This is a genomic window from Collinsella sp. CLA-ER-H3 (assembly GCF_040092425.1).
Classification (GTDB): Bacteria; Actinomycetota; Coriobacteriia; order Coriobacteriales; family Coriobacteriaceae; genus Collinsella.
The window spans coordinates 113,662-139,421 of sequence record NZ_JBBNLP010000001.1 but is presented as its reverse complement, the minus strand read 5'-3'; the positions used below and the strand labels follow the sequence as shown (position 1 = coordinate 139,421).

Annotated in this window: 20 protein-coding genes; 5 read left to right on the top strand and 15 right to left on the bottom strand. The window is 58.1% G+C overall.

The features are described from left to right. Positions 1–21: 21 nt before the first annotated feature. The 7 genes from AAAX32_RS00650 to AAAX32_RS00620 all read right to left on the bottom strand — a co-directional run bounded on the left by AAAX32_RS00650 (position 22) and on the right by AAAX32_RS00620 (position 9,132). A complete protein-coding gene (locus AAAX32_RS00650) occupies positions 22–1,473 on the bottom strand; it encodes a PTS transporter subunit EIIC (RefSeq protein ID WP_349099594.1) in 1,452 nt (483 codons plus the stop codon). Positions 1,474–1,518: 45 nt separating this feature from the next. Further along, the gene (locus AAAX32_RS00645; protein ID WP_117743236.1) at positions 1,519–2,901 is read right to left on the bottom strand and encodes a family 43 glycosylhydrolase; all 1,383 of its coding nucleotides are present in this window, start codon (positions 2,899–2,901) and stop codon (positions 1,519–1,521) included. 184 nt (positions 2,902–3,085) lie between these two features. Then, entirely contained in the window at positions 3,086–4,096 is a 1,011-nt protein-coding gene (locus AAAX32_RS00640; RefSeq protein WP_233504626.1) for a LacI family DNA-binding transcriptional regulator, read from the bottom strand. A gap of 303 nt (positions 4,097–4,399) precedes the next feature. Then, positions 4,400–4,651 carry an autonomous glycyl radical cofactor GrcA3 gene (gene grcA3, locus AAAX32_RS00635; protein ID WP_006234861.1) on the bottom strand — a complete coding sequence of 84 codons (252 nt, stop codon included), beginning with the start codon at positions 4,649–4,651 and terminating at the stop codon, positions 4,400–4,402. Positions 4,652–4,736: 85 nt separating this feature from the next. Beyond that, entirely contained in the window at positions 4,737–6,788 is a 2,052-nt protein-coding gene (gene pflB / locus AAAX32_RS00630) for a formate C-acetyltransferase (protein ID WP_195543963.1), read from the bottom strand. A 466-nt stretch (positions 6,789–7,254) separates the two neighbouring features. Then, positions 7,255–8,274: a 2-keto-3-deoxygluconate permease gene (locus AAAX32_RS00625; protein ID WP_349099593.1), complete on the bottom strand. Its 1,020-nt coding sequence runs from the start codon at positions 8,272–8,274 to the stop codon at positions 7,255–7,257. Between the two features lie 108 nt (positions 8,275–8,382). Then, positions 8,383–9,132: an SDR family NAD(P)-dependent oxidoreductase gene (locus AAAX32_RS00620; RefSeq protein WP_349099592.1), complete on the bottom strand. Its 750-nt coding sequence runs from the start codon at positions 9,130–9,132 to the stop codon at positions 8,383–8,385. 289 nt (positions 9,133–9,421) lie between these two features. Between AAAX32_RS00620 and AAAX32_RS00615 the strand changes: the two genes are divergently transcribed. Genes AAAX32_RS00615 through AAAX32_RS00605 form a run of 3 tightly spaced genes read left to right on the top strand, consistent with a single transcriptional unit; the run spans position 9,422 to position 14,090 of the window. Next, the gene (locus tag AAAX32_RS00615; protein ID WP_349099590.1) at positions 9,422–9,871 is read left to right on the top strand and encodes a MarR family transcriptional regulator; all 450 of its coding nucleotides are present in this window, start codon (positions 9,422–9,424) and stop codon (positions 9,869–9,871) included. Next, positions 9,868–12,234 carry an ABC transporter ATP-binding protein gene (locus tag AAAX32_RS00610; RefSeq protein ID WP_349099588.1) on the top strand — a complete coding sequence of 789 codons (2,367 nt, stop codon included), beginning with the start codon at positions 9,868–9,870 and terminating at the stop codon, positions 12,232–12,234. Before AAAX32_RS00615 ends, AAAX32_RS00610 begins: the two co-directional genes overlap by 4 nt. Next, positions 12,234–14,090 carry an ABC transporter ATP-binding protein gene (locus tag AAAX32_RS00605; RefSeq protein WP_349099587.1) on the top strand — a complete coding sequence of 619 codons (1,857 nt, stop codon included), beginning with the start codon at positions 12,234–12,236 and terminating at the stop codon, positions 14,088–14,090. Before AAAX32_RS00610 ends, AAAX32_RS00605 begins: the two co-directional genes overlap by 1 nt. A gap of 86 nt (positions 14,091–14,176) precedes the next feature. On the opposite strand, the gene AAAX32_RS00600 is transcribed toward AAAX32_RS00605, so the two are convergent. The 6 genes from AAAX32_RS00600 to AAAX32_RS00575 all read right to left on the bottom strand — a co-directional run bounded on the left by AAAX32_RS00600 (position 14,177) and on the right by AAAX32_RS00575 (position 18,704). Further along, a complete protein-coding gene (locus tag AAAX32_RS00600) occupies positions 14,177–14,566 on the bottom strand; it encodes a hypothetical protein (protein ID WP_349099585.1) in 390 nt (129 codons plus the stop codon). A gap of 91 nt (positions 14,567–14,657) precedes the next feature. Further along, on the bottom strand, positions 14,658–14,930 hold the full coding sequence (locus AAAX32_RS00595; protein WP_343001495.1) for an HPr family phosphocarrier protein: 273 nt from the start codon (positions 14,928–14,930) through the stop codon (positions 14,658–14,660). Positions 14,931–15,008: 78 nt separating this feature from the next. Continuing rightward, on the bottom strand, positions 15,009–16,547 hold the full coding sequence (locus tag AAAX32_RS00590) for a glycoside hydrolase family 1 protein (protein ID WP_343001494.1): 1,539 nt from the start codon (positions 16,545–16,547) through the stop codon (positions 15,009–15,011). Between the two features lie 82 nt (positions 16,548–16,629). Beyond that, entirely contained in the window at positions 16,630–16,959 is a 330-nt protein-coding gene (locus tag AAAX32_RS00585; protein ID WP_343001493.1) for a PTS lactose/cellobiose transporter subunit IIA, read from the bottom strand. Positions 16,960–17,049: 90 nt separating this feature from the next. After that, on the bottom strand, positions 17,050–18,363 hold the full coding sequence (locus tag AAAX32_RS00580; protein ID WP_343001492.1) for a PTS transporter subunit EIIC: 1,314 nt from the start codon (positions 18,361–18,363) through the stop codon (positions 17,050–17,052). Between the two features lie 11 nt (positions 18,364–18,374). Then, positions 18,375–18,704 (bottom strand): PTS sugar transporter subunit IIB, encoded by a 330-nt coding sequence (locus AAAX32_RS00575; RefSeq protein ID WP_343001491.1) that lies wholly within the window; start codon positions 18,702–18,704, stop codon positions 18,375–18,377. A gap of 346 nt (positions 18,705–19,050) precedes the next feature. Between AAAX32_RS00575 and AAAX32_RS00570 the strand changes: the two genes are divergently transcribed. Both AAAX32_RS00570 and AAAX32_RS00565 read left to right on the top strand, forming a co-directional pair. Further along, positions 19,051–21,039, top strand: a complete 1,989-nt coding sequence (locus tag AAAX32_RS00570) for a PTS sugar transporter subunit IIA (protein ID WP_343001490.1) — start codon at positions 19,051–19,053, stop codon at positions 21,037–21,039. Positions 21,040–21,229: 190 nt separating this feature from the next. Further along, the gene (locus AAAX32_RS00565) at positions 21,230–22,261 is read left to right on the top strand and encodes a 3-deoxy-7-phosphoheptulonate synthase (RefSeq protein WP_343001488.1); all 1,032 of its coding nucleotides are present in this window, start codon (positions 21,230–21,232) and stop codon (positions 22,259–22,261) included. Between the two features lie 483 nt (positions 22,262–22,744). Here AAAX32_RS00565 and AAAX32_RS00560 read toward each other — a convergent pair whose 3' ends face one another. Next, positions 22,745–24,958 carry an ABC transporter permease gene (locus AAAX32_RS00560; protein ID WP_349099582.1) on the bottom strand — a complete coding sequence of 738 codons (2,214 nt, stop codon included), beginning with the start codon at positions 24,956–24,958 and terminating at the stop codon, positions 22,745–22,747. Further along, complete coding sequence (locus tag AAAX32_RS00555) at positions 24,936–25,721, bottom strand: ABC transporter ATP-binding protein (RefSeq protein WP_349099581.1); 786 nt, start codon at positions 25,719–25,721, stop codon at positions 24,936–24,938. Before AAAX32_RS00555 ends, AAAX32_RS00560 begins: the two co-directional genes overlap by 23 nt. Positions 25,722–25,760: the final 39 nt, after the last annotated feature.

Here is a 25,760-nt window from a genome sequence, read left to right as displayed (position 1 = left end):
AGATTACGCTGAACGGCTCAACTAGAAGCTGACATCAAAGCCAGCACCAGCGCCCTCTTCATCAGTGGTCGGCACGCCCTTTGCCTTGTTGTAGGCAAAGATCAAGACGATCGGCACGATAAAGGCGATGAGATTGCCAGCCGCATACCACACGAGCGTCTCGGGCGTGACGATGAGCAGGCCAAGCACGCCGGTCAGACCCTGACCGATGGCGCGCACCTCAAAGAGCTTCACGAAGGCACCGCCGCAGCCTGCACCGATGCAAGCGCAGATGAACGGGATGATCGAGTAGCGCATGTTTGCAGCAAAGATTGCGGGCTCGGAGATACCGACCAGCGTCGGGATAAAGGACGACATGCAGATGTTGCGCTCTTTGGAATGCTTCTTGTGAATGAGGTACATGCCGATGGCGCCGCCGCCCTGGGCGATGATGGAAACCGACCAGATGGCCTGGATGTAGTTGAAGCCAGTCGTGGCAACGAGGTTTGCCTCGATACCCTGGATGAACTGATGCGTACCGGTAACGACGAGCGGCTGCAGGAATGCGGCAAAGACAAAGGCACCGAAGACGCCCATCCTGTTGTACAGGATATCGATTACGCCGGCGAGGACGTCGCCGATCAGGTTGCCGAGCGGGCCGAACACGGTGAACAGGGCGACGTTAGCAAGAATCAGGGTAACGGTCGGGACAAAGACGAACGAAACGACCTCGGGGATGTACTTCTGGGCAATCTTCTCGACCTTGGCCATAAACCAGGCAGTCAGGATTGCAGGGAACACGCCGCCCTGGAAAGCAACCATGGGAATGGAGAGCGGACCGAAGTTCCAGTACTCAGCACCCGTCGGGTCCATAACGAACGTGTTACGGTTCATAAGGCTCGGGTGAACCATGACGATACCGACGAGGATGCCCAGGATCGGGTTACCGCCAAAACGCTTGACCGCGCTGTACATAACCAGGACAGGTAGGTAGTCGAAGGTGGTGGCGATAATGGCAAAGAAGCTTGCGAGGTTCTTGAGGAACTCGCTGTGATCGGCGAGGCTGCCCTCCATGCCAAAGAGGCCGTTGGCAACGATCAGCGACTTAAGGCCGATGATGATAGCAGCGCCGACGAAAGCGGGAATGATGGGGATAAAGATGTCCGAGAATACCTTGAGGACCGAGAAGAACTTGCCCTTCTTGTCCGCCTCGGCGCCCTTGACCTCGGAAGCGCTGATCTCCTTAACGCCCGTCAGAGCCATAAACTCATCGTAAACCTTGTTGACGGTACCGGTACCGAAGATGATCATGAGCTGGCCGCTGTTGTACAGCACGCCCTTGACGCCATCGATGTTCTCGAGCTCGGCCTTGTTGTACTTGCTCGTATCCTTGAGCACCAGACGCAGACGCGTAACGCAATGCGTGGCGCCCTCGATGTTCTCCAGACCGCCGACGTTATCGACGACTTGCTGAGACACTACTTTGTAGTCCATGTTCCTCTCCATTCCTTTACGAAAGCATAAGACGTTTTGATGCCATTACAGAGACGCGATCGTTGCATTTGCGCACTTAAGCGTACCGTCGGTGACCGTCAGCGCCACACCCTGGCCCTGCTTATTGCAGAATCGAGCGTTAAGCGCAACATCATCGACAAAGATGGTCGCGATGTCGTCGTCGACGACCAGGCGCACATGATGAGTGCCCTCGCCCTTAAAGAACAACGGACGCTCGAGGCCCATGTTGTTGACCTGGAACCACGGATACTGGGGGGCCGCCGTAAACTCGAGCTTGCCCTCACGCAGGTTGGCGCGGAACTCATAGGCAAGACCGGACTCGGCGTCCTCGGCAAGCTTCACCGAGAAGCCGGCAGCGTCACCGGCGAGCTCGATGTCGGCATCGAGCATATAGGTGGAACCGGCATCCGCGGCGAGCACCTGCTCGACCTTGCCCGACTCGCAGGAGAGCTCAAAGGCCTCGACTGCCTTAGCCTCGCCAAAGGCGCCAAGCATGCTATCAGGAAGCTTGGTGCCGAGCGTTCCGTCGGCACGCTGAACGATCTCGAGGGGCATAAAGGTGCCACCCCACAGGTAAGAGCTGGGGTCGCCGCCCTCGTCACGCGTAGGAACCCAACCAAAGAGAACGCGGCGCTCGCCGTCAAATGCGGTACGCGCGGCATAGTACGCGCGGCCATCGAAGGAATCGTCCGCAGGAGTGATCCAAGGACCGTTGATAGAGCGAGACATGCGGTAACGGGTCTTGTTGCCATCACTGTACTCGGAGAACACCAGATACCACCAGTCGCCCATCTTAAAGAGATCAGGCATCTCGAACATGGTGTACAGGCCCGGATTCCACCAGTCGCCCTGGAACTCCCAGGTATCCAGGTCCTTGGAGGTGAACTTGACCAGACGACCGGTCATCAGACGCTTGTCCTCGCCCACACGCGTGCCGAGGATGAGCATGTACTCTTCGTTCTCCTCATCCCAAAGCACAAAGGGATCGCGCCAGTTGCGGTCATCGTAACCCTCCTGGGGCGGAAGCAGCGTCTCGGCGATGTTCTTCTCCCACTTGACGGCGTCGTCACTCGTTGCGTGAAGAAGAACCTGCTTCATCAAGCGTGCCTTGACCTTATCGCGATTGCAACCAGTGTAGAGCGCATGGTACTTGTCGCCCACCTTAAACACCGTACCGGCATAAACATACTGGTCGACTTCCTCGTCGCCGCCACGCTCAAGGCTCTCGCCAAAGTCTTTGTAATTGACGAAGTCCTTGGTTGTCGCGAGTGCCCAGCCAAACGGCTCTCCGAAAGGTCCGGGGTTTCGCGTGTCACGCTGATGATAGAGATAGAACGTGCCGTCCTCGCCGTACGGCATGATGTCGCCTACCCAAATTCCCTCAGGCTGGTAATACACCTTGTGCATCCGAGACTTCCTTTCTCACGAGATACTAACTCGGTACAACTGCAAGATATGTCAATCGTTTTCATATGTCAAACGTTTTCACACCAATACGTCTTTTCGCAGTTCCAGTCGTCGGCAAACGGTTGACATATGCCGGCGAACGGTCATCAGAGGTGTTTGAGGAATTCTTTTGGCACGGGATGAACTACGCGGTTTTACCCTCAATGAGTTCAACGGGGAGCTTGATATTCGATTCGGGCTTTTCGCCGTTAATAAGAGCAATGATGGATTGCGCCGCGAGCTCTCCGATGCGATCGATATCTTGGCGTACGGTTGTTAAGTCAGGCATAAACGTCATAGTGCGGCGGGCACCATCCGCGCCCACGACCTTAATATCGCCCGGAGCGCTCAAGCCGCGCTGCTTCATCACGTTAAGACAGATAGCCGCCATCGTGTCGTCTCCCGCAAAGATGCCGTCAATATCGGGGTTCTCATCGAGGATCTTCGCAACGACCGCGCTCTTTTCGTCGTCGGGCTTAACGAACTCGACCTCACGGACAAGCGCGGGCAAACCGGCCTGCTCAACAACATCGAGGTAGGCATCGGTACGCTTATTGGCAGGCATGCGCATGCGGCTATTGCTGCGCAGGCACAGGATGCGCGAACACCCGTCATCGATCAGGCGACGCGTGGCAAGTTCGCCGATACTATAGCTGTCGCTCGCAATCTGAACAGAGGCCTCGCCAAGGTCGCAGTCGATACCAACCAGACTCAAACCCATCTCGGCATACGCCTCGGCACCGATATTAAGCGAGTTGACAATGACGCCATCAACCATATTGCGCCGAAGCATATCGATATAAGAACGCTCAAGATCAGGTCGATTGGCACTATTGCACAGCAGCATCTTAAAACCGTTTTCGGCCAGGGTACGCTCAACGGCTTGAACCGCTTGTGCATGAAACGGGCTGCTGACATAGGGGACGATCATACCTATTAGATTCAGGCGACCGTTGAGCATGGCACGGGCGATATCGTTGGGCGTATAGTTGATGCGCTTCATCGCGGCATGGACCTTATCGCGGGTCTCTTGACTAATATAGCCGCGATTATTAAGCACGCGAGATACCGTAGTAGGCGAAACCCCCGCCACCGCTGCAACTTCCTTGATGCCAGGCTTAGCTGAATCCTTAGAACGAGCGCCCTCGCGAGCCATAGCAACCTCCCCCATCAACATGTCATACGTTTACATACGAACAAAGCATACCCCAACAACAGCGGGAAGACGGTAACAGCACAAGTAAGTAAACGACTCATCCAAATAATTAGGAGAGTTCCGCCTAAAGGGTGACTCCAAAGGACCCCACATGGCCGGTTTTGGGTTATTTTCCAAAACATCCCGCAGGACGCAAAGAGGCTCCGCCGCGCAACGCGCGCAGCGGAGCCTCTTTGCATGTCCGAGGACGTTTTGGGAAATAACCCAAAACCGGCCCCAGTAATCCTACAGGAGTTGAACCCTTTAGAACTTGTCGTGGAAGGTACGCGCAATGACCTCGTCCTGCTGCTCCTTGGTGAGCGTGTGGAAGTTCACGGCATAGCCGGAAACGCGGATGGTCAGCTGCGGGTACTTCTCGGGGTGAGCCTGAGCGTCGAGCAGCGTCTCACGGTTGAAGACGTTGATGTTCAGGTGGTGGCCACCCTTCTCAGCGTAAGCGTCGAGCATGTGGACCAGGTTATCGGCCTGAGTCTCGGAAACTTCAGAAACCTTCATAATGTGTCTCCTTCGATTAATAGGCGCCGGCCGAAACCGGCGCGCTAATCAGTAATCGTTATTGTTAGTATAGCACTAACAATAGTTACTCGCCCAGCTGATCAAGGTCGATATCGCCAAAGAACACCTGGTCCTCCTTGCCGAGCGCACTCGGGATGATGGAGAAGGTGTTGGAGATGCCGTCCTGAGCATCGCGGAACGGGAGCTTGGAAACCGAAGACAGCGAAGCGATGGCGCCGTGGCTATCGCGCTTGTGCATGGGGTTAGCACCCGGGGCGAACGGCTGGCCAGCCTTGCGGCCGTCGGGCGTGGAGCCGGTCTTCTTACCGTACACGACGTTGGAGGTAATGGTCAGAACCGAGGTCGTGGGCACGGAGTTGCGATAGGTGTCGTTCATGCGGATGTACTCCATGAACTGGTGCACAACGTCGTGAGCGATCTGGTCGACGCGGTCGTCGTCGTTACCGTACTTGGGGAACTCGCCCTCGGTCTCGAAGTCGACGATGATGCCGTTCTCATCACGGACGGGGTGGACCTTGGCGTACTTGATGGCGGACAGGGAGTCGGCCACGACGGAAAGGCCAGCGATGCCCGTAGCGAACCAGCGGTGCACGTGCTTGTCGTGCAGAGCCATCTGGATGCGCTCGTAGCAGTACTTGTCGTGCATGTAGTGAATGATGTTCAGCGAGTTGACGTACACGCCAGCAAGCCACTTCATCATGTCGTTGTACTTGGCCACAACGTCGTCGTAATCGAGCGTATCGCCCTCAACGGCGCGGTACTTGGGGCCGACCTGCTTCTTGGAGACCTCGTCAACACCGCCGTTGAGTGCGTACAGCAGGCACTTGGCCAGGTTGGCGCGGGCGCCGAAGAACTGCATCTCCTTGCCAATGCGCATGGAGGACACGCAGCAGGCAATGCCGTAGTCGTCGCCATGATAGACGCGCATGAGGTCGTCGTTCTCGTACTGGATCGAGGAGCTGGCGACAGAAGTCTTGGCGCAGAACTTCTTGAAGTTCTCGGGCAGACGGGTCGACCACAGAACGGTCATGTTGGGCTCGGGGCTGGTGCCCATGTTCTCGAGCGTGTGCAGGTAGCGGTAGCTCATCTTGGTAACGAGCGTACGGCCGTCAACACCCATGCCGCCGATGGACTCGGTGACCCACTGCGGATCGCCGGTGAACAGGGCCTGGTACTCGGGGGTACGGGCAAACTTGACCATGCGGAGCTTCATGATGAAGTGATCCACGAACTCCTGGATCTGCTCCTCGGTGAAGGTGCCGTTGGCAAGGTCGCGCTCAGCGTAGATGTCGATGAACGTGGAGGTACGGCCGATGGACATAGCGGCGCCGTTCTGCTCCTTGACGGCAGCAAGGTAGGCGAAGTACATCCACTGGATGGCCTCCTGCGTGTTGGTAGCAGGGTTGGAAATATCGAAACCATAGGTCTCGGCCATCATCTTGAGCTCGCCGAGGGCGCGGATCTGCTCCTGCAGCTCCTCGCGATCGCGGATGTTGTCGGCGGTCATGACCGTCGGAGTGGAAGCCTTCTGGGCCTCCTTGTCCTTGATCAGGTAGTCGACGCCGTACAGGGCAACACGACGGTAGTCGCCGATGATGCGGCCGCGGCCATAGCCATCGGGCAGACCGGTGATGATGTGAGCCGAGCGGCAAGCACGCATCTCGGGGGTGTAAACATCGAAGACGCCAGCGTTGTGGGTCTTGCGCTCGAAGGTGTAGCGCTCGACAACGTTCTCGTCGACCTTGTAGCCGTGCTGGCTGGCAGCCTGGCAAGCGATGCGGATACCACCGTTGACGTGCAGCGCGCGCTTGAGCGGCTTGTCGGTCTGGAGGCCAACAATGGTCTCCTTGTCGCGATGGGCATTATCGATGTAGCCAGCGGGGTGGCTCACGATACCCGTGACGGTCTTGGTGTCCATATCGAGGACACCACCCTGCTCGCGCTCCTTAAGCAGCAGGTCGAGAACCTCGCCCCACAGCTCCTTGGTACGCTCGGTCGGACCTACGAGGAACGACTCATCGCCCTCGTAGGGGGTGTAGTTCTTCTGGATGAAGTCTCGGACGTCGACCTCTCCCGTCCAGATACCTTCCTTGAAGCCTTCCCATGCCTCCTGCATTGTGTAACCACGCTCCTAGTTACGTGTAATGCGGCGCTCTCTCACACCGCTGCTTATTGAATTCTTGAATTTTCGGCTTGCACTACCGGCTTCTTCCGTTCTTCACCACACGTTGGTGCAGGAAAAACGTTTGTCCACCTTGGAACTACAACCCAAAACCCAAGATTTCACCCGTTTGAGAAGGATAACATAGCCACCCCCTTCATCAGTGCTGTTATATGTTCCTTTTTTTCTACCATTAGGACGTTTTTAACAAATCCGCAGGAAATGCGAGCGCGAACAACTACCGTTCACCGATTTGTTTGGTATTTTTCCTTGCCTTTGTACGACGTTCACTCTAGCTGTTATGCCAGCTTTAGCAGGATAAAGTGCCCCAGAGACCCTACAGAAACTGCAGGGCGGCCACGGGATCCCCCGTGGCCGCCCTGTGGCGTAGCTAGTTTTTAGCTTTGATTGCCGCTTGGCATTAGGCGGCTGCGGCGGCCTTGTCGGTCGTTGCCTTGCTATCGCCGTTGCCCTGGCCCTCAAAATGCTTGTAGCACCAGCTGGTGACCAGCGGGGTCAAAATAGCCGTCACGATTGCGCAGGCAGCAACCTGTGCCGTGGCCGTCGCGAGCACCGCACCGCCGTACAAGGCCTCGTTGACGCTTGCCATGGCAGCAGGCGTGGCCACATTGGCTCCGGCGCAGCTCGAAATGGCCGCACCTGCGACACCCGTACCGCCCGTGAGCTTATCGACCGCGATAACGGGAATTGCAAAGACCACCGAGCAGATCACGCCGAGCAGAATACCGGGGAGACCGCCATTAATGAGCTGGCCAAAGGTCATGGTCGAGCCCATGGCAAAGAAGACGAGCACGATGATGGCGGAAAGTGCCGGTGCCATCATCTTCTTAAAGCTGGGGAACAGGTTGCCCAGGATAATGCCAACGACAATCGGAAGGATGGCGCCCACGAGCGACCAGCCAATCGGAGCCTGACCGGCGGCGCCAAGGACAATCATCGTGACCGGAGGGCCGACAACGAGCGTGGTGATGGCGACGGCGCCACGCTCGGCCTCGTTGCCCATGGTGCCCATCAGTCCAGCGTACATAGCGTTGTTGGCACCTGTGCAAGCCGCCAGCATCACCATGGCAGAGATACCAAACAGGTTGTCGTTGAACACATAAAGGATGAGCAGCGACACGGCAACGACCACGATCTGCTTGACGGCGATGATGATGGCGCCGCGGGCAGCGGCGGCAGGGGCACTCTTAAACGAAATCGTCGTACCGACGATGAGCAAAAAGGCGCCCACGAGCGGGCCTGCACCCTGCTGGGTCATGCCAAGCGTAAAGCTGCCGAGCGTTTTGAACAGGTCGGGGAATAGCGTGTTGAGCAGACAGCCCAACAGAAGCGGCACCAAAATATTGGCGCCCGGGATGGAGGACATCTTAAAGAACGGCTCCTTTACCGCCGGCGCCTCCACCGCAGTCGATTCACTCATATATATCTCCTTTGGATGCATGCGATTCGTAGCCGCACGCGCCTATGTCAGAAAGAAGGCGACAACCCCGAGTCGCCAGGGTCGCCGCCAAACTATCACCGCGGGGTATTACCCGTCCAGGACGATGCCGCCGTCGCAGTCACCAATCTCGCCGTTCACGAAGCTAGCGAGGTCGGAAGCGAAGAACAGCACCATCTGCGCAGGCTCGCTGGCCTGGGCGGCGCGGCCCAGAGGGATACCGTTGATGATGCGCTGAGAGTTCTCGTCAGAGAGAATCGAGGTCATATCGGTCAACGTGAGCGACGGGCATACAGCGTTGCAGCGGATGCCAAACTTGCCGCCTTCCTTGGCGACTGCCTTGGTTAGACCGTTGACACCGGCCTTGGAGCTGGCGTAGGCAGCGGTGCCGAGCAGGCCGCCACCGATCTTGCCAGCAACAGAGCTCACGTTGACGATAGTGCCGGCATGGGCCGCCTTAAAGTGCGGGTACACGGCGTTCATCATAGTGAAGGTACCGTTGAGGTTGATGTCGATGGTGCGACGCCACTCGGTGTCATCGATCTCGTCGAACTTCTTGGTGCTGATGACGCCAGCGCAGTTAATCAAGATATTGGTTTGCGGCAGGTCCGTAAAAATCTGCTCGACGGTCTCGCGCGCCTTGGGCGCATCGGCGACATCGAGCTGATAGAACTCGTTTCCCTCGCCAAGCTCGGCCACAGCGGCCTCGCCTTTAGCAGCGTTCCTTGCGATGAGCGCGACATGTCCGCCGCCCGCGACGATGCCCTTGGCGATCTCGAGGCCAATGCCCTGAGTGCCGCCCGTGACAATCGCGGTCTTGCCCGTGAAGTCAAATGCCATGACTCCATCCCCCTTTAATTTAGGTGTCTCCTTGCGGGAAGTTGGAGCATCGCACGTGGCGATAAATGAGTCCCAGTCGTCATGGTGGTGACAACCCCTCGCTTAACCGCGTGCATAATAGTTCTTTGAAACGCTTTAGCAATTGAATGATTTTAAATCTTTATGCACTCTTTATATTTCCTAGCGGCCAAGTAGATTTTTGGGACATGCCTAGAAATCTACCGAATGGGATGGTTGAGCTGGGGTATCATCTTTCACCGGAAATAGTTTCTAGTGTTAGGGGTTTTCGGTGGAAGATACCGATTTCCGTGAGCTTGGGCGTCAGCTCCTTACCGAGTTCGGCAGCATGCATCAGCGCATTTCGCGCTTTGCGGACAAAGCCCTCGGCGGCGAGATGGCCGTCATGCGCGCCCTCATACTCGCCGGCGGTTCGCTCACGCCGAGCGAACTCGCTGATCGCGCCTGGGTCTCGAGCGCCCGCATCGCCAATATCCTACGCGCCCTCGAGGCCAAGGGCTGGGTCGAGCGCGAGCACTCAAAGACTGACCGTCGTCGCGTACACGTCATAGTGACCGACAAGGGATTTCAGGATCTCGAAATCAAACGTCGGGAATTCGAGAACCGCACTGCGGCTTTCCTCGAGCAGCTCGGCGAAACAGATACCCAAGAGATGGTGCGTCTTCTAAGGCGTGCCAACGAAATTATCGACCGCAATCAAGAAAGGAGAGATGCCGAGTGAGGATTCTCAAGCTCTTTAAAAAGCATATCCTGGCACTGTTCGCAGCTATCGTACTTATCGTAATCAGTTGCAACGCCGATCTAGCACTGCCTACCTACATGAGCGATATCGTCGACGTGGGCGTGCAGCAAGGCGGCATCGCCTCGCCCGTGCCTGACACCATTCGCGCCGAATCGCTCGACAACCTCGAACTCTTTATGAGCGCCAAGGACGCCAAGGCTGTGGAGGCCGTGTTTAGCAAGGCTGACAAAAACGGCATTCGAACGTACATGGGCACCGAGGAAGAGCGTGCCGATGGAGGCAAGATTGCCGACATTATGAGCCTGCCCGAGACCGTCGTCCTTTCGCTCGACCAGGGTATCGACGCCGACTCCATGGGCGACATGATGGGCTCGTCCAGCGAGAAAGACGACAACGCTGCCCAGGCCATGCCCACCCCCGAGCAAATGGCAGCGATGACACCCGAGCAGCTCGCCGAGATGCAGCAGAAGGCCGCGGCGGCGCAGAACATGCAAAAGCAGATTGATGCCGACGGCGGTAAGATCACCATGAAGAGCCTGCGCCTGGGTGTCGAGGGCGGTCTGGTAGACCAAAGCAAGCTCGTCGAGGGCGCCAACGAAATGGCGGATAAAATGGGCTCCATGTCGGGCTCCATCGTCACTCAGCGCGCCGTGAGCTATGTACAGGACGAGTACAAGGCGCAGGGCATCGACCCCGCCGACGTGCAGAACGCCTACCTGGGCCGCATGGCGACCACGATGTTTGGTCTGTGTCTGGTGTCGCTGGTCGCCACCATCCTGACCGGCGCCGTGGCTTCGCGCACCGCCTGCTCCATCGCCCGCGACCTGCGCCGCGAGACCTTCAACAAGGTTATGCACTTCTCGCCGGCCGAGGTGGGCAAGTTTAGCCAGGCCTCGCTCATCACCCGCTGCACCAACGACATTCAGCAGATTCAGATGGCCGCAACCCTGTTTATCCGCATGTGTCTTATGGCCCCCGTCATGGGCATCGTCGCTGTCATGCGCGTCCTGGCCAACCACACCGGCCTGGAGTGGACCATCGCCGTTGCCATCATCGCGGTCTCGGCCGTCGTCGGCGTGCTCATGGGCCTCACTATGCCCAAGTTCAAAAAGATGCAAAGCTTTGTGGACCGCGTGAACCTTACCGCCCGCGAGCTGCTCGACGGCCTTATGCCCATCCGCTCGTTCAACCGCGAGGAGCATGAGCTCGAGCGTTTTGACAAGGCTTCGCTCGACCTGATGACCACGCAGCTCTACACCAACCGCGCTATGAGCTTTATGATGCCGCTCATGATGCTCGTCATGAACTGCATCACCGTGCTCATCGTCTGGTTTGGCGCGCAGGGCGTGTCCGACGGCGTGATGCAGGTCGGCAACATGATGGCGTTTATCTCCTACACCATGCAGATCGTCATGGCGTTTATGATCCTCACCATGGTTTCGGTCATCCTGCCCCGCGCCGAGGTCGCAGCCGAGCGCGTGGAAGAGGTCATCACCTGCCCCACGAGCATCAACGACCCTGCCTCGCCCAAACTGCCTGCTGCCAGCGCGCCGCGCGGTGAGCTCACCTTCCGTGACGTGAGCTTCCAGTATCCCGATGCCCGCGCCGACGTCATTAGCGGTGTAAACTTCACCACGCACGCCGGCCAGATGCTCGGCATCATTGGCTCCACGGGCTCGGGCAAGTCCACGCTTGTGCAGCTCATCCCGCGCCTGTACGACGTCACGGGCGGCAGCATTTCGCTCGACGGCATCGACGTGCGCGACATGACCCTTTCCGAGCTGCGCCGCCGCATCGGTTATATTCCGCAGCAGGGTCGTCTGTTCTCGGGTACCGTCGAGAGCAACCTCAAGTTTGCCGGCGACATGGTGAGTGACGAGGATATGCGCCAGGCAGCACGCGTCGCCCAGGCGGAGGACTTTATCGCCGAGCGCGAGGACGGGTACGACTCCCCTATAAGCCAGGGCGGCTCCAATGTTTCGGGTGGTCAGCGCCAGCGTCTGGCCATCGCCCGCGCGTTGGCCAAAAAGCCCGAGGTCGTGGTGTTCGATGACTCGTTTAGTGCCCTCGACTACAAGACCGACGCGCGCCTACGCGAGGAGCTGGCCAAAAACGTCACTGACGCCGCGCTCGTGGTCGTGGCCCAGCGCATCGCGACCATCATGCACGCCGACCAGATCATTGTGCTCGACGACGGCCACGTGGTGGGCACCGGTACGCACGAGGAGCTGCTGCACAGCTGCCCGGCGTACCTGGAGATCGCACAGTCGCAGCTTTCCGCCGAGGAGCTGGGGCTTACCCAAGAAGAAATTGCAGCCGTTATGGAAGGAGGCAAGCGCTAATGGCAGACGAGACCAAGACTCAGATTCCCAAGCCCACCCGCCAGCGTGGACCCATGGGCCGCATGGGCGGCATGCGTCGCGGCGAAAAGGCCAAGGACTTTAAGGGCACCATGAGGCAGCTGCTCGGCTATATCGGCCAGCACAAGATTGCCGTGTTTACCGCCGTCGCCTTTGCCGTATGCTCGGTCATCTTTAACATTGTGGGGCCCAAGGTGCTCGGCCAGGTTACCACCAAACTGTTCGAGGGTCTGGTTGCCAAGGTCAACGGCACCGGCGATGTCGACTTTGCCTGGATCGCCAAGACGCTCGGCTTTTTGCTCTGCCTGTATCTGGCAAGCTCTGTCTGCAGCCTCATCCAAGGCTGGCTTATGACCGGCGTCACGCAAAAGATTTGCTACCGCATGCGCAAGGAGATCGCCGCCAAGATCGCCGTTGTTCCGATGAGTTACTTTAACGGCCACAGCAAGGGCGACGTACTCAGCCGCATCACCAACGACGTCGATACGCTGGGCCAGTCGCTCAACCAGAGCGTGACGCAGCTCATCACGTCGGTGACGCAGATTATCGGCGTGCTCGTCATGATGCTGTCGATCAGCCTGCCGCTCACCGGCGTCACCGTGCTCACGCTGCCGGCAGCCGCGATTATCCTGACCGTAATGATTCACTTCTCGCAGCCGTACTTCCGAGAGCAGCAGCAGGTTCTGGGCACCGTCAACGGCATTATCGAAGAGGACTTTGCCGGCCAGAACGTCATTCAGGTGTTCGACCGCGCCGAGGCCTCAATCGAGGAGTTCGACCGTCAAAACGACCGACTCTTTATTAGCGGCTGGCGTTCGCAGTTCCTGTCGGGCCTGATGATGCCGCTTATGAGCCTGGTGGGTAACATGGGCTATGTGGGCGTCGTCGTGGTGGGCGCACAACTCGCACTGACCGGCAATGCCACGCCCGGCGACATCCAGAGCTTTATCCAGTACGTTCGCAACTTTACGCAACCCGTGCAGCAACTGGGCAACGTAAGCAACACGATGCAGTCGATGGCAGCTGCCACCGAGCGCGTCTTTGAGTTCCTGGCCGCGCCCGAGGAGGAACAGAAGGCCGACGCGCAGATTCCCGAAAAGCGCCCCGGCCACGTGGAGTTTGACCATGTCAAGTTTGGCTACACGCCCGACAAGACCATCATCCACGACTTTAGCTGCGAGGCACAGCCCGGCCAGACCGTGGCCATCGTCGGCCCCACCGGCGCCGGCAAGACCACGCTCATTAAGCTGCTGCAGCGCTTTTACGATGTGGACGGCGGCTCGCTGCGCGTCGAGGGCATCGACGTGCGCGACTGGGACCGCGCGGCGCTGCGCGGCGAGTTTGCCATGGTGCTGCAGGATACCTGGCTGTTTAACGGCACCATCCGCGAGAACATCCGCTACGGACGTCCCGATGCGAGCGATGCCGAAGTCGAGGCCGCTGCACGCGCTGCACGCTGCGACCACTTTATCCACACGCTCGCCGGCGGCTACGACTTTATGATCAACGAGGAGGGCACTAACCTGTCGCAGGGTCAGCGCCAGCTCGTGACCATCGCCCGCGCCATTTTGGCCGACCGTCCGGCGCTGATTCTGGACGAGGCGACCTCCAACGTGGATACCCGCACCGAGGAGCTCATTCAGCGTGCCATGGATGCGCTGATGCAGGGCCGTACCAGCTTTGTCATCGCGCATCGCCTGTCCACGATCCGCAACGCCGACGTAATCCTGGTGATCCGCGACGGTGACATCGTCGAGAAGGGCACGCACGACGAGCTGCTCGCCCAGGGCGGCTTCTACGCTGACCTGTACAATTCGCAGTTCGACGAGGCGGCGTAAGCCCAATATCATAACTACAAAAAGATGGCCCGCTGATTACGCAGAATCAGCGGGCCATCTTTTGCCATTGCGCGCTTTAAAACAACCTAGAAGCAATCGCGATAACGTGGCCAGGCAAGGAGTGCCAGGGTCAGCGTCACGCCGATCTGGATGAGCGTCTGTTTGATATCGAGCGTGCCAGTAATCGCTACGGTGCGCAGTAGCGTCACGAATGCCTGGGGCAGACCGCCCAAAAACCAAAGTGCGGCACCGAGCAGCATCTTGTCACCCATTTGGGGCTCAGCGTCACACGCTTCCGTGAGTGCACGATACGCGCGGACCTCAAATGCAATCACCAATGCGATACCGGCGATTGAAACGAAAAGCGAGATTGATGACACTACGGGCACGAGCGGCGGCGCGACCGCACCTGTCGTCGCCTCCATAAGTACAAGCATCCCCGCATACGCGCAGGCCACGCCTGCAAGCGCCAACATGGACCGGCGAGCCTCCTGCCGGCGAACGATTGTCGTCACCCCACGAAACCCTCGAGCCATCGCCCTCTCCCCTCTCATCAAAGCCTTGCGGTTACTCGCCGCAACCGCTCTCGATCAGCTCAACCAGCGCATCGACGGCGGCCTGCTCGTCGGCACCATCGGCCGCAATCTCGACATCGCATCCGCACGCCATCCCCAAACCCATAACCATGAGAATCGACTTAGCATCCTTGGGGTCGCTGCCCTTGGTAACGTTGCGCACGGTCACCTTGCTTCCAAACCCGGATGCCTTCTGAACAAACAATGAGGCAGGGCGGGCATGGATGCCGCTTGCGTTTACAACGGTCGTGGTCTTTGAATACATCCGAGTCCTTCTTTCGATCAAGGTTTCCAAAAACCGCCGGGACACCCGCCCTACAGGCATCCCGGCGAAGGGGCCGAGCTACTCGACCACGATGTTGTCACTCGCGGTGTCGGCGCCGTTACTGGCGATGAGCTTCTTGTAGTAGAAGAAGCTCTTCTTCTTGCCACGCTTGCCGGTGCCGTCGCCATGGTCGTCCTGATCGACCGAAATCTGGCCATAGCGTTTAGTCATCTCGGAGGTGCCGGAGCTGATCAGGTCGATGGGGCCCCACCAGGCATAACCAAAGACGTCGACACCGTCGAGAATCGCCTGGTGCATTTGCTCGACATGCTCTTTCATGTACTCGATATGCGCGTCGTCGTCGCAATAACCGTTCTCGTCGCGGTTCTCGGTCATGCCGTTACCGTTCTCGGCAATAAAGATCGGCAGGTGGTAGCGATCGTAGATGTGGTTGAGCGTGATGCGGAAGCCCACGGGGTCGATCGGCCAGCCCCACTCGGTCATCTCGAGGTACTGGTTCTTGATCTCGGTAAGCAGCTTACCGCTCGGCTCGGGGGAAATCTTGCCCTTATAGCGCATGATGTAGGTCATGTAGTAGCTGATGGAGATGTAGTCCACCACGCCGGCCTTGAGGGTCTCGAGATCGCCGTCCTCCATCTTGATGTCGACACCGTAGTCGCGGAAGAAGCGCTTTACGTAGTAGGGGTACTCGCCCTTGGCCTGGATATCGGTGAAGAACCAGTTGAAGTGGTCCTCAAACAGCACCTGGAGCTGATCCTCGGGCTTGGAAGTCTCGGCGTAGTTCTCAAGACGGCAGAGCATGTTGCCAATATGTGCCTCGGGGTCGATCTCACGCAGCTTGATGACAGCCTTGGCGGACGCGACAAGCTGGTTGTGCGCGACCTGGAACTTCTCGGGCCAGCGCCCAGCATAGGGGTTGGAGCCGTCTTCCTTCTCATCCCAGATCACGCCGCAGCAGGTGCAGGGGTTGGCATACACGTGGTTAATCTCGTTGAAGGTCATCCAGTACTTGACTTTACCCTTGTAGCGGCGGAAGAGCGTCTCCGCGTAATGCTCGAAAGCGTCGACAACGTGACGGCTCGCGAAACCGTTATACTCCTCTGCCAAGTGGAGCGGCATATCGAAATGGTTGAGGGTAACCATGGGCTCAATGCCGTGCTTGTGGCACTCGTCGAACACCTTATCGTAGAAGGCCAGACCCTCCTCGTTAGGCAGCGCGTCGTCACCGTTTGGGAAAATACGGCTCCAGGAGATGCTCATACGGAAGACGCCGAAGCCCATCTCGCCGAGGAGCGCAATGTCCTCCTTGTAGGTGTGGTAGAAATCAATGCCGCGACGCTTGGGAAAGTCGTAGGCCATCTCGTTTGCCTTGCGAGCGGCAAGGGACTGACGCGTCACGGAGTTGAGCGGTCCGCCCTCGACAATGCCTTCGCGGGCACACGTCTCGCGGTCGAGCAGGATGACGTAGTCCGAGACGGCCGGTCCGCGTCCGCCCTCGTTCCAGGCGCCTTCGACCTGGTTGGCCGCCGTGGCGCCGCCCCAGAGGAAGCCCTCCGGGAAGGCATCGCCAAAGTCATAAGTAGAAAGATCAATCATGCTATGTCCTCATCTCTCAATGGTCGGAATCAATAGGTAACGAGTCGTTTTGAATTTAGAAACGCGCGCGGCTTTCACGGCGCTACTTCGCGGCGAGTGCACGCACGACGGGCATCATTTTCTTGGCCATGTGCAGCTCGGCACTGATGGTCATGAGCGTGTCTTGGGCGTGGACAAAGAGCAACGAGTACTCGACCTCCTCGCCTCCGGCCTGACGCTGGATCATCTCGGTCTGGGACTTATGGGCCTCGAGGATCTTCTCGTCGGCCTCCGCCAGGTGGGCCTCTGCCGCGTCGAAATCGAACTCTGCCAGGGCATCCATCGCCTTATCGATACAGGCACGGCCGTCGCCGGCGTTGATGATGACGCTCATCGCAACGGCGGGAATGTTAATGGGCTCTTCCTCGGCCATCGCGGTCTCCTTTCCTGTGGCCCCGGTCGTTTCCACAACCGGGGCATCGAATGATTACGTAATCCAGGGCAATGGGCCCCGGTGTCTCGCCTACTCGGCGACGGCGGCTACGGCAGCAGCCTCTTTGGCGGCCTTCTTCGCCGCCTTCTTGGCTGCCTTTTCAGCTGCTTTCTCTTCCTCGACCTTGCATTGATAGTTGTCGGCCGCCTTGAAGAACGGGAACCAGAGAATCGCGGCGATCAGCAGGTTCACGCAAACCAGGGCAACGTTGCGAATGTCGCCACCGGACATAAAGAACGCCGAGACAGCATTGGGCAGGAAGTTCATGTCGAAATTCTCAACGTGAAGGCTCGCCCAGCCCATGCTCATCCACAGATAGGCGTTGGCCGGCAGAATGATGGCTTGAAGCACCATAGGGATGAACATGAAGGGGTTGGCAACGATCGTAGAGAACACGAGCGGCTCGTTGATGTTGAACAGAGACGGGACGATCGTGGCGCGACCGAGCGTTTTGTTCTTCTTAGACTTGGCAAAAAGCATGTAGAAAGCCAGCGGGAGCGTGGCGCCCTCGCCGCCGATCATGATGTAGCGAGTAATGCCGTAGGCGTTGATGTTCGTCGGGGTAAGGCCGGCGGCATATGCAGCCATATTCTCGGCAAGGGCGGACTTTTGGATGGACTGCTGGATGGGCGAGAAGACCCAGCCGGAGATGCCGAAGAAATAGAAGGTGTCCATGACGAGCGGAATCGCAATAGTACCGGGGAGCGTCTGGGCAAAGCCGGTGACGGGCGACAGAATGATCGCAACGGCGCCAAAGACGTCAACCTGAAGCATGTTGGTGAAAAGCCACGCAACGAAGAGCGACAGCAAGACGGCGATGATGTTATCGAACCAGTTCTTGACGAAGTCGGGGACCATGCTGTCCTCCGAGAAGAACGTCATACGAGCCATGCGCTTGTAGATGAAGCCCACGACAAAGCCCACAACCATGGCGGTGAACATACCGCCGGCGCCGAACTTGGCCATCTGGAAAACGTAACCGTCTTCAGTGATCGTAGGGTTCATACACAGCATGAAGGCGCCTATACCGGTGAAACCGGCGATCATGCTACGGTCCTTGCGATCTTCCTTAACCGCGACGTTGTGCGGAATGATAAACGCCATGAACAGGCCAACGAGACCGAAGCTGAACGTCGTGAGCGGCGACAGATCGGGGAGCGTCGGGACAAAACGACGGATGATGTTCCAAAGGCTCGGGATTGCCGAAACCATAGAGAAGGGAACGATGTAGAGGACCGCGTCTGAGATGACGCCGAACCAATAAGTTGAGGTAAGCTTGTTCATCACGGGGACGACATGCTCGGTGATCCACGCCTGGACCGCTTCCATGAACTTTTGCAGCATGTTGTCCCCTCCTAGTCTTCGTCAAGCAGGTCGTAAGCATCCTCGAGGATGCTCTCGCCGTCGAGTGCCGCATAGTAATCCGGGTCGATGGCCATGACCTTCACGCCATGAGACGCCACCTGCGCCTGGATCTCGGGCACCTCGGAGGCGAAGTGCGGACCAAGCAGAAGGACATCAATCTTGTCGGCGTAATCCATAATCTCGGACTTGCTGACTGCCTTAATGGTGCAGTTGAGTCCCTTGGACTTTGCCACCTTGCGCATGCCGGCGGCCATGAAACCCGTCGAAGCGCCGATACCGCAAGCGAGGAGAATTCTGACGCATCCGTTCTCGTCTGCCATGAGGGGTACTCCTTTCCCAATAAACGAGTCCGCAGCGGCTCGGTTGCCGCCTCGGTCCTCGTACGTTTGGGGAGACCGTGTCGACCCGGCTTCCCTTGACCGTGACTGCACTATACGGCCTGCCCCTACCCTGCCGCGAACCCTCTTTTTGCCGCATGGCGGCAAAGTGTCAGGTTTTCCGCCATAGCGGCAATGCCGCAGTCTTTCCGTTCATGCGGCAAATTGAGACTTTTTCGCCCACGACCCTCTGCGATACCATGGCGCATGATGACAACATCGGGGCGCTTCATGCCCCGTGGGATGCGCCCTCGGCGGGCGCACGCTTCTATCTCGTTGGGAGTCGGCCGTGGCAAGCGCAAAGCAAAACCGAATCAACCGCATGGTCGATATTCTGGAGCATGCCACTTCATGGGTCTCCGCCTCCATGCTCGCCACCATGCTGGGCGCAAGTGAGCGTTCCATCCGCAACTATGTGACCGAGATCAACGGTCAGGGCGACACAATCATCGAATCGTCTAAGGAAGGCTACCGCCTAGCACATGCTGACGAGGCCCTTTCCTCACCGGCGTGCCCCAGCATTAAGTCCGCACCCGAGCGGGGCGGGGAACCCACGGGCGGCATCGGCATCGATGCCCGCTGCAACTATGTAGCATCGCACCTGGTCAACGCTCGGGAACCGCTCTCGGTCTTCGATCTTGCCGCCGAGCTCTGCATATCCGAAAGCACGCTTGCGAGCGCCGTCATGCCCGAGGTACGCGAACTCGCCGGCCGGTTCAATCTATTCGTCGAGACGCATGATTTCAAGGTAAGCCTCACTGGCCTCGAGCGCAACAAGCGCAAACTACTCGGGCACATCGCCACCCATAACTCTTACGGATATTTCTCATCGACGCGCACGCTCGAGAGTATGTTCCCCAATTTCGACGTCCAGCAGATCCTTGCGAGCCTCGTCGAAATCTGCCAGCGATCCGAACTCTTCATCAACGACTACGCGCTCTCCAACCTGCTCGTCCATCTCATGGTAATCATCATCCGCCTCACCTCGAACAACGAGCTCAGCGAAGTCGATGGCCCCATCGACGGTGACGGCCTCGTAGCGCAGCTCTCCCAACGCGACCAAATCGTTCGCTGTGCGGAGCATATTGCGTCCTATTTCGAGCAGGAGTTCGGTTGCGAGATTCCCCGCGCTGACTTCCAGCAAATCCTCTTGCTGTTGGCGCTTTCGATCGAACGCGTCGAATACCGCGAGCTCGATTTCGAAAAGCTGGCAAGCATCATCGACCCAGCATTCGTGGATACCGTGCTCGAGATCCTCGACGAAACGGGCGCCCGCTACAACATTCCACACTTCATCGACGAACCCATGCGACTGCAACTCGTGCTTCACATGTTCAACGCCTACCAACGCGCCGTCTACCACGTAAGCTATCCCAACCCGCTCGCCTCACAGATCAAGAGCGAATACGCGCCCGTCTACGACATGGCCGTCTACTTAACGCACCGGTTCTCGACCGTCATGAATGTCGAAATCGGCGAAAATGAAATCGCGTTCGTTGCGTTTCACATCGGCGCGTATTTCGAGCGTGTCGCGGCACCCAACAACCTTCTCACCTGCACGGTAATCGTCGAGGACTACCATGACTTCGCGCATAAACTCGTCGACGACCTAGAGATCGCACTCAAAGACGAAGCGCAGATTATCTCGATCATGAGCTGCGACCGTTATCTCTCCGAGCCGCCCGAATGCGACGCCGTCATTACCACCATCGATGTGACCGTCCCCGCCGGATGTGAGAAGATTCTGATCGGACCCATCCTCACCAAGCAGAACCTGCGCAAGGTGCGCGACCGGCTGGCCCGCATCCAAGAAAAGCATCGCCACAACTATGCGCGCACGCTGCTGCGTCATCTGATTAAGCCGGAGCTCTATTGTCGCAACGTCAACGCGACGAACGCCGCAGCCTGCATCGACGAGCTCGGTACTGCCGCAATCGCCGCTGGCTATGTCGATGCCGACTATGTTGCAGACGTCCATCTTCGCGAAGGAGTTTCCTCCACAGCATTCACCGATTGCCTTGCCGTGCCACACGCGATTTCGGTCTACCCGAAACGTTCGTTTATCGCCGTCGCGCATTGCGACACGCCCATCCCCTGGGGACGGCACGACATTCGCTTTGCTCTCATGATCGGCATCACACAGGACGATATGGGGCTTTTCCGAGACGTGCTCGACCTTATCATCGAGGTCTTTAGTAACGTTGAGAACACCATGCGGCTCCTTCAGACAGACGCCTACGACGAATTCGTTGATACTTTCTGCCGCGGCATGTCGTAGACGATGCCCCGTGGCGCCACTCCCTCCCGACATCCTCCGACGTTTACCCAGATAAAACCTGCCAAAATAAACCTGTCCCCTTTTGCGGGTTTCGGGGTAACAAGGGCTTGCACTTTAGCGTGCGACAGCGGATAATGCCGAACACTCAACAATACGCTTATTGCTCTTTCTATAGATTGAGGAGGCCCCTATGGCCATGGAATTCAAACGCAAGTTGCCGATCCCCATGGAGATCCGCGAGGAAATGCCGCTTTCTGCCGAGCTTACCGCCAAAAAGCAGGCATTTGACGCCGAGGTCGCCAAAGTCTTTACCGGCGAGGACGCACGCAAGGTGCTCATCATCGGCCCGTGCTCTGCCGACCGCGAGGATTCGGTCCTCGAATACATGAACCGACTGGCCAAGACCGCCGAGGAGGTCAAGGACAAGCTCATCATCATTCCGCGCGTCTACACCAATAAGCCGCGCACCAAGGGCACCGGTTACAAGGGTCTTCTGCACAACCCCAATCCCGAGGCTCCCGATGACCTGCTCGAGGGCGTCAAGGCAATCCGCCATATGCACCTGCGCGTTATTGAGGAAACGGGCTTCTTCACCGCCGACGAGATGCTCTATCCCTCCAACTACCAGTACCTCGTCGACTTGCTGAGCTATGTTGCCGTGGGCGCACGCTCGGTCGAGAACCAGGAGCATCGCCTGGTGTCGAGCGGCATTTCGGTACCCGTCGGCATGAAGAATCCCACTGCTGGCTCTACCACCGTTATGCTCAACTCCATTTACGCCGCACAGGCGCACCAGAGCTTCATCTTCCGCAACTGGGAGGTCGAGTGCGACGGCAATCCGCTCGCGCACGCCGTTATGCGTGGCTACATCGGTCTCGATGGGCGCACCTACCCCAATTACCACTACGAGCACCTGGAGCGCCTGGCCGAACGCTACACCGAGCACGCCGGCTATGCCAATCCCGCAGCGATCATCGACTGCAACCACGACAATTCGGGCAAGCGTCCGCTGGAGCAGTATCGCATTTGCAAGGAAGTGCTCGACAGCTGCCGCCGCAACGAGTCCATCTCCAAGCTGGTCAAGGGCTTTATGATCGAGTCTTACCTTGAGGACGGCAACCAGCCGGTCGATGGCGGCGTCTTCGGCAAGTCGATCACCGATCCGTGCCTGGGCTGGGAAAAGACCGACTACCTCATCCACGAGATCGCGGAGCGTATTTAGTTACGCGGTTTTACCAAACGCCGTAACGGCTCGACGCTGCGCGGGCCGCATTTGGACAATCTGACGTTCAACTTCAAGCGCGCGACCAGAAGGTCGGCGCCCTTTCGTTTGATGTGGCAGTTAGGGACGCTCCTTTTCTGCCGGCAGTTTGGGACACTCCTTGGGTAGCCGTTGGGGACGTCCCCAACGACTATCTGGGCAAACGTCCAAACCGCCGTAAGGGAGTTGCCTTCCCTCGCGGCGGTCTTCTAGCAGAAAAACCAAGTGAGTAGGCTTTTTGCAGGAGTCTAAGCACACCCTAAAACGCCACGGCTCTGACCTGCGGTTTTATTGAGCATTTGTCGCGATGTGCTCGGCAGGTTCAAAAAAGTCTACTCACTTGTATCTGAGACGCACCAGATTGGCAAAAACCGCCGCGAAAGGGCCCCTGGTCCCTTCGCGGCGGTCATACGCCTCTGATTTTGCGACCGTTTTGCCCGCTTGTTACTCGCTGTAGCGGGTAGCGATGGCAGCTTGTACCATGCCGGCGCTCATGAGGTAGGTCACCAGGAAGTAGCCACCGTATGCTGCCAGGAAGATTGCGCAGGTGAGGCCCACGGTGCCGCCGATGCTCATATTTCCGAAAATGCTCACCAGCTCGATGATCACCTTAAGTGCCACAAAGGAGTGCGCCAGGCCCACTGCCAGCGGGAACAGGAAGAATACCGCTTGCTGCGCCATCACCGAATGGCGGATCTGGCGGTCGTCGCAGCCGATCTGCGCCAGCACGCGATAGCTGCGGCTGCCGTCGGCCACGTTGGAGAGTTGCTGGATCGACAGAATCGCCGCGCATGCAACGACCAATACAAAGCCGATGTAGATGGCTAGGTAGCTAATAAGACCGTTCATTTGCGCTGCTTGCGTGTACATCTCGGAGCGTGTGATGAAGATTCCCCATGACCCCGGCTCCTTGCCGTCAACGAGCAGATTGTCGAGCACAGTGTATTTAATGCTCTCGTCTGCCTCGGTCGTATCCATCCCCTGTTTGTAATTAACGAGCAGGCTACTGGAATACGGCTGCAGATTAAGTTGGGACAACAGCTCGTCGGCAACGACGACGGTACCCGGATTACTGCCCATCGCCGAGTTGGCGATGGCCGCCGTGTCCTTGTCCGACTTATCGGTTGCGGGCTTGAGCTCATGCCCGCCCAAGGTAAGGGTATGGCCGCCGGCCATGTATTTGGTGTACAGGTCGCCCAGCTCACCGCCCATATCACACGTAAGCAGGTACTGGTCGCGGCCAATGCTCACCGGCTCCTCGCCCATCATCTGGCGCAGTTTGTTGTACTGGCTTGCCGGCGTCACAAACAGACCCATCGTATCGGCATTGCTACCCCCGAGCGCCTTGGGAAGCCTTTTGCCCATGGTCTTGCACATCTCACCCGCAGACACCGAAGGGTTCGAACCGCCAAACGGGTAACTCAGATACGAATCGATCTGCACATGCTCACCGGCAACATCGGCGATATTGACCTTCTTGCCGGTCTCGTCGTTGTTGTCCGCCGACTTGCCCTTGCCGTGCCATGCGGAGTACAAATCGACCGTTGTATCGGCCAGCACCATGCGATCGGCCTCAGACGGATTGACATACTCTTTGTAGTAGTCGAGCGTATCGGGCGTGTAATAGACATACGTCTGAGACACGTCAACAGGGTTATAGCGCTCCAGGTTTTCGTTCATCACGTTGGCGATCGACATACCGCACGTCACCGAGGTAATGGCGAGGAACAGAATCATCGCGATGACACCCATCGAAAAGCACACCGTATTGACCTTGGCCGAAAGCTGACGCACGGTAAACATGTTGAGGCCGCGCCAATACACGCTGCGCAGGCTCTGCAGCAGCTTGATAAGCATGCCCGAGAGTCCCCAGAACAGCGCAAAGGTACCAACGGTAACCATAGCGGTCGTAATGCCAAACTGGCTCATGGCCTCTTGCAGCTTGCTGTCCGTCGCGGTTAGCGGGAATCCATCACGCAGCAGACGGTAATAGGCCACGCCCACCAGCACCACGCCCACGGCAAAAATGGCAATCGCGATCCAGGGGTTGCGTGTCTTGATGCTCTCGTTGCGACGCTCGGCACCCATAAGCTCGATGAGTTTGGTACGACGAACGGCACGAAGGTTCAGCAGTAGCGTGAGCACAAACATTACGAGCATGCAGGCAAGGGTCAGGTTGAACGCATGCACCGAGAAAAAGAAGTGGAAATTGGCAATCTGTGTCTTAAAGAGCGAGGCCGTAAAGAACGTCATGAGCTGGGAGAGTCCCACACCCAGCACAATGCCGGCGACAAAGGCCACGACCGATACTATCACGGTCTCGAGCGCCATGATCGTGGCGACGCGCCCGCGCCCCATGCCGAGCACCTGGTACAGGCCAAACTCCTTCTTGCGGCGTTTCATGATGAAGTTATTGGCATACACCATCAAAAAGGCCATGACACCGGCCAAAAAATACGTCAGGTAGCCGAGCATGCTGCCCATAACCTGCGCCAAGCCCTCTTCATCGATTCCGGCGATGTCGACCTGCATCGAGATGGTGTTAAAGGCATAGAAGACCGTGACGCCCAGAGTGAGCGTCAAAAGGTAGACGAGGTAGTCGCGGCCGGCGCGGCGGACGTTGCCCCAAGCGAGTTTACAGAGCTTCGTAGCCCTCACCGCCCATCATGGCAACGACCTCCATAATGCGGTCGAAGAACTCTCGGCGATCGGTGTCGCCGCGGCGCAGCTCGGTGAAGATCTTGCCGTCGCGGATAAACAGCACACGGCTCGTGTAGCTGGCGGCAAAGCTATCGTGCGTGACCATGAGCACCGTGGCGCGCAGGCGGCGATTCAGGGCCTCCAGGCTCTCGAGCAGCAGGCGAGCGCTCTTGGAATCGAGGGCGCCGGTAGGCTCGTCGGCCATGATCATGGTGGGGTCGGTGACGAGCGCACGAGCCGCGGCAACGCGCTGCTGCTGACCGCCGGACATCTGGTAGGGATACTTGTCGAGCACCTGACTAATGGACAGACGCGCGGCCACATCCTGCACTCGGGTCGAGATCTCTGCCGAGTTTGTGCGGGCGATGGTGAGCGGCAGGGCGATGTTCTCGCGTGCCGTGAGCGTATCGAGCAGGTTGGAGTCCTGGAAGATAAAGCCGAGCTCCTCGCGGCGGAACTGCGAAAGCTTAGCCTGCTTCATGCGTGTTACGTCCTGCCCGTTGATGCGGATCGTGCCACTTGTGGCGCTATCGATGGTCGACACGCAGTTGAGCAACGTCGACTTGCCCGAGCCCGAAGCGCCCATGATGCCAACAAATTCGCCGCGGTTGACGGTAAAGCTGACGTCGTTGAGCGCGCGGGTCACGTTGCCCAGCGCTCCATATACTTTTTCGAGATGCGCGACCTCCAGTACCGGGGTCGCCATGTGCGTGGTTTGCATACCGAGTCCTTTCTTGCGATTAGTCTACGGCATCTATAG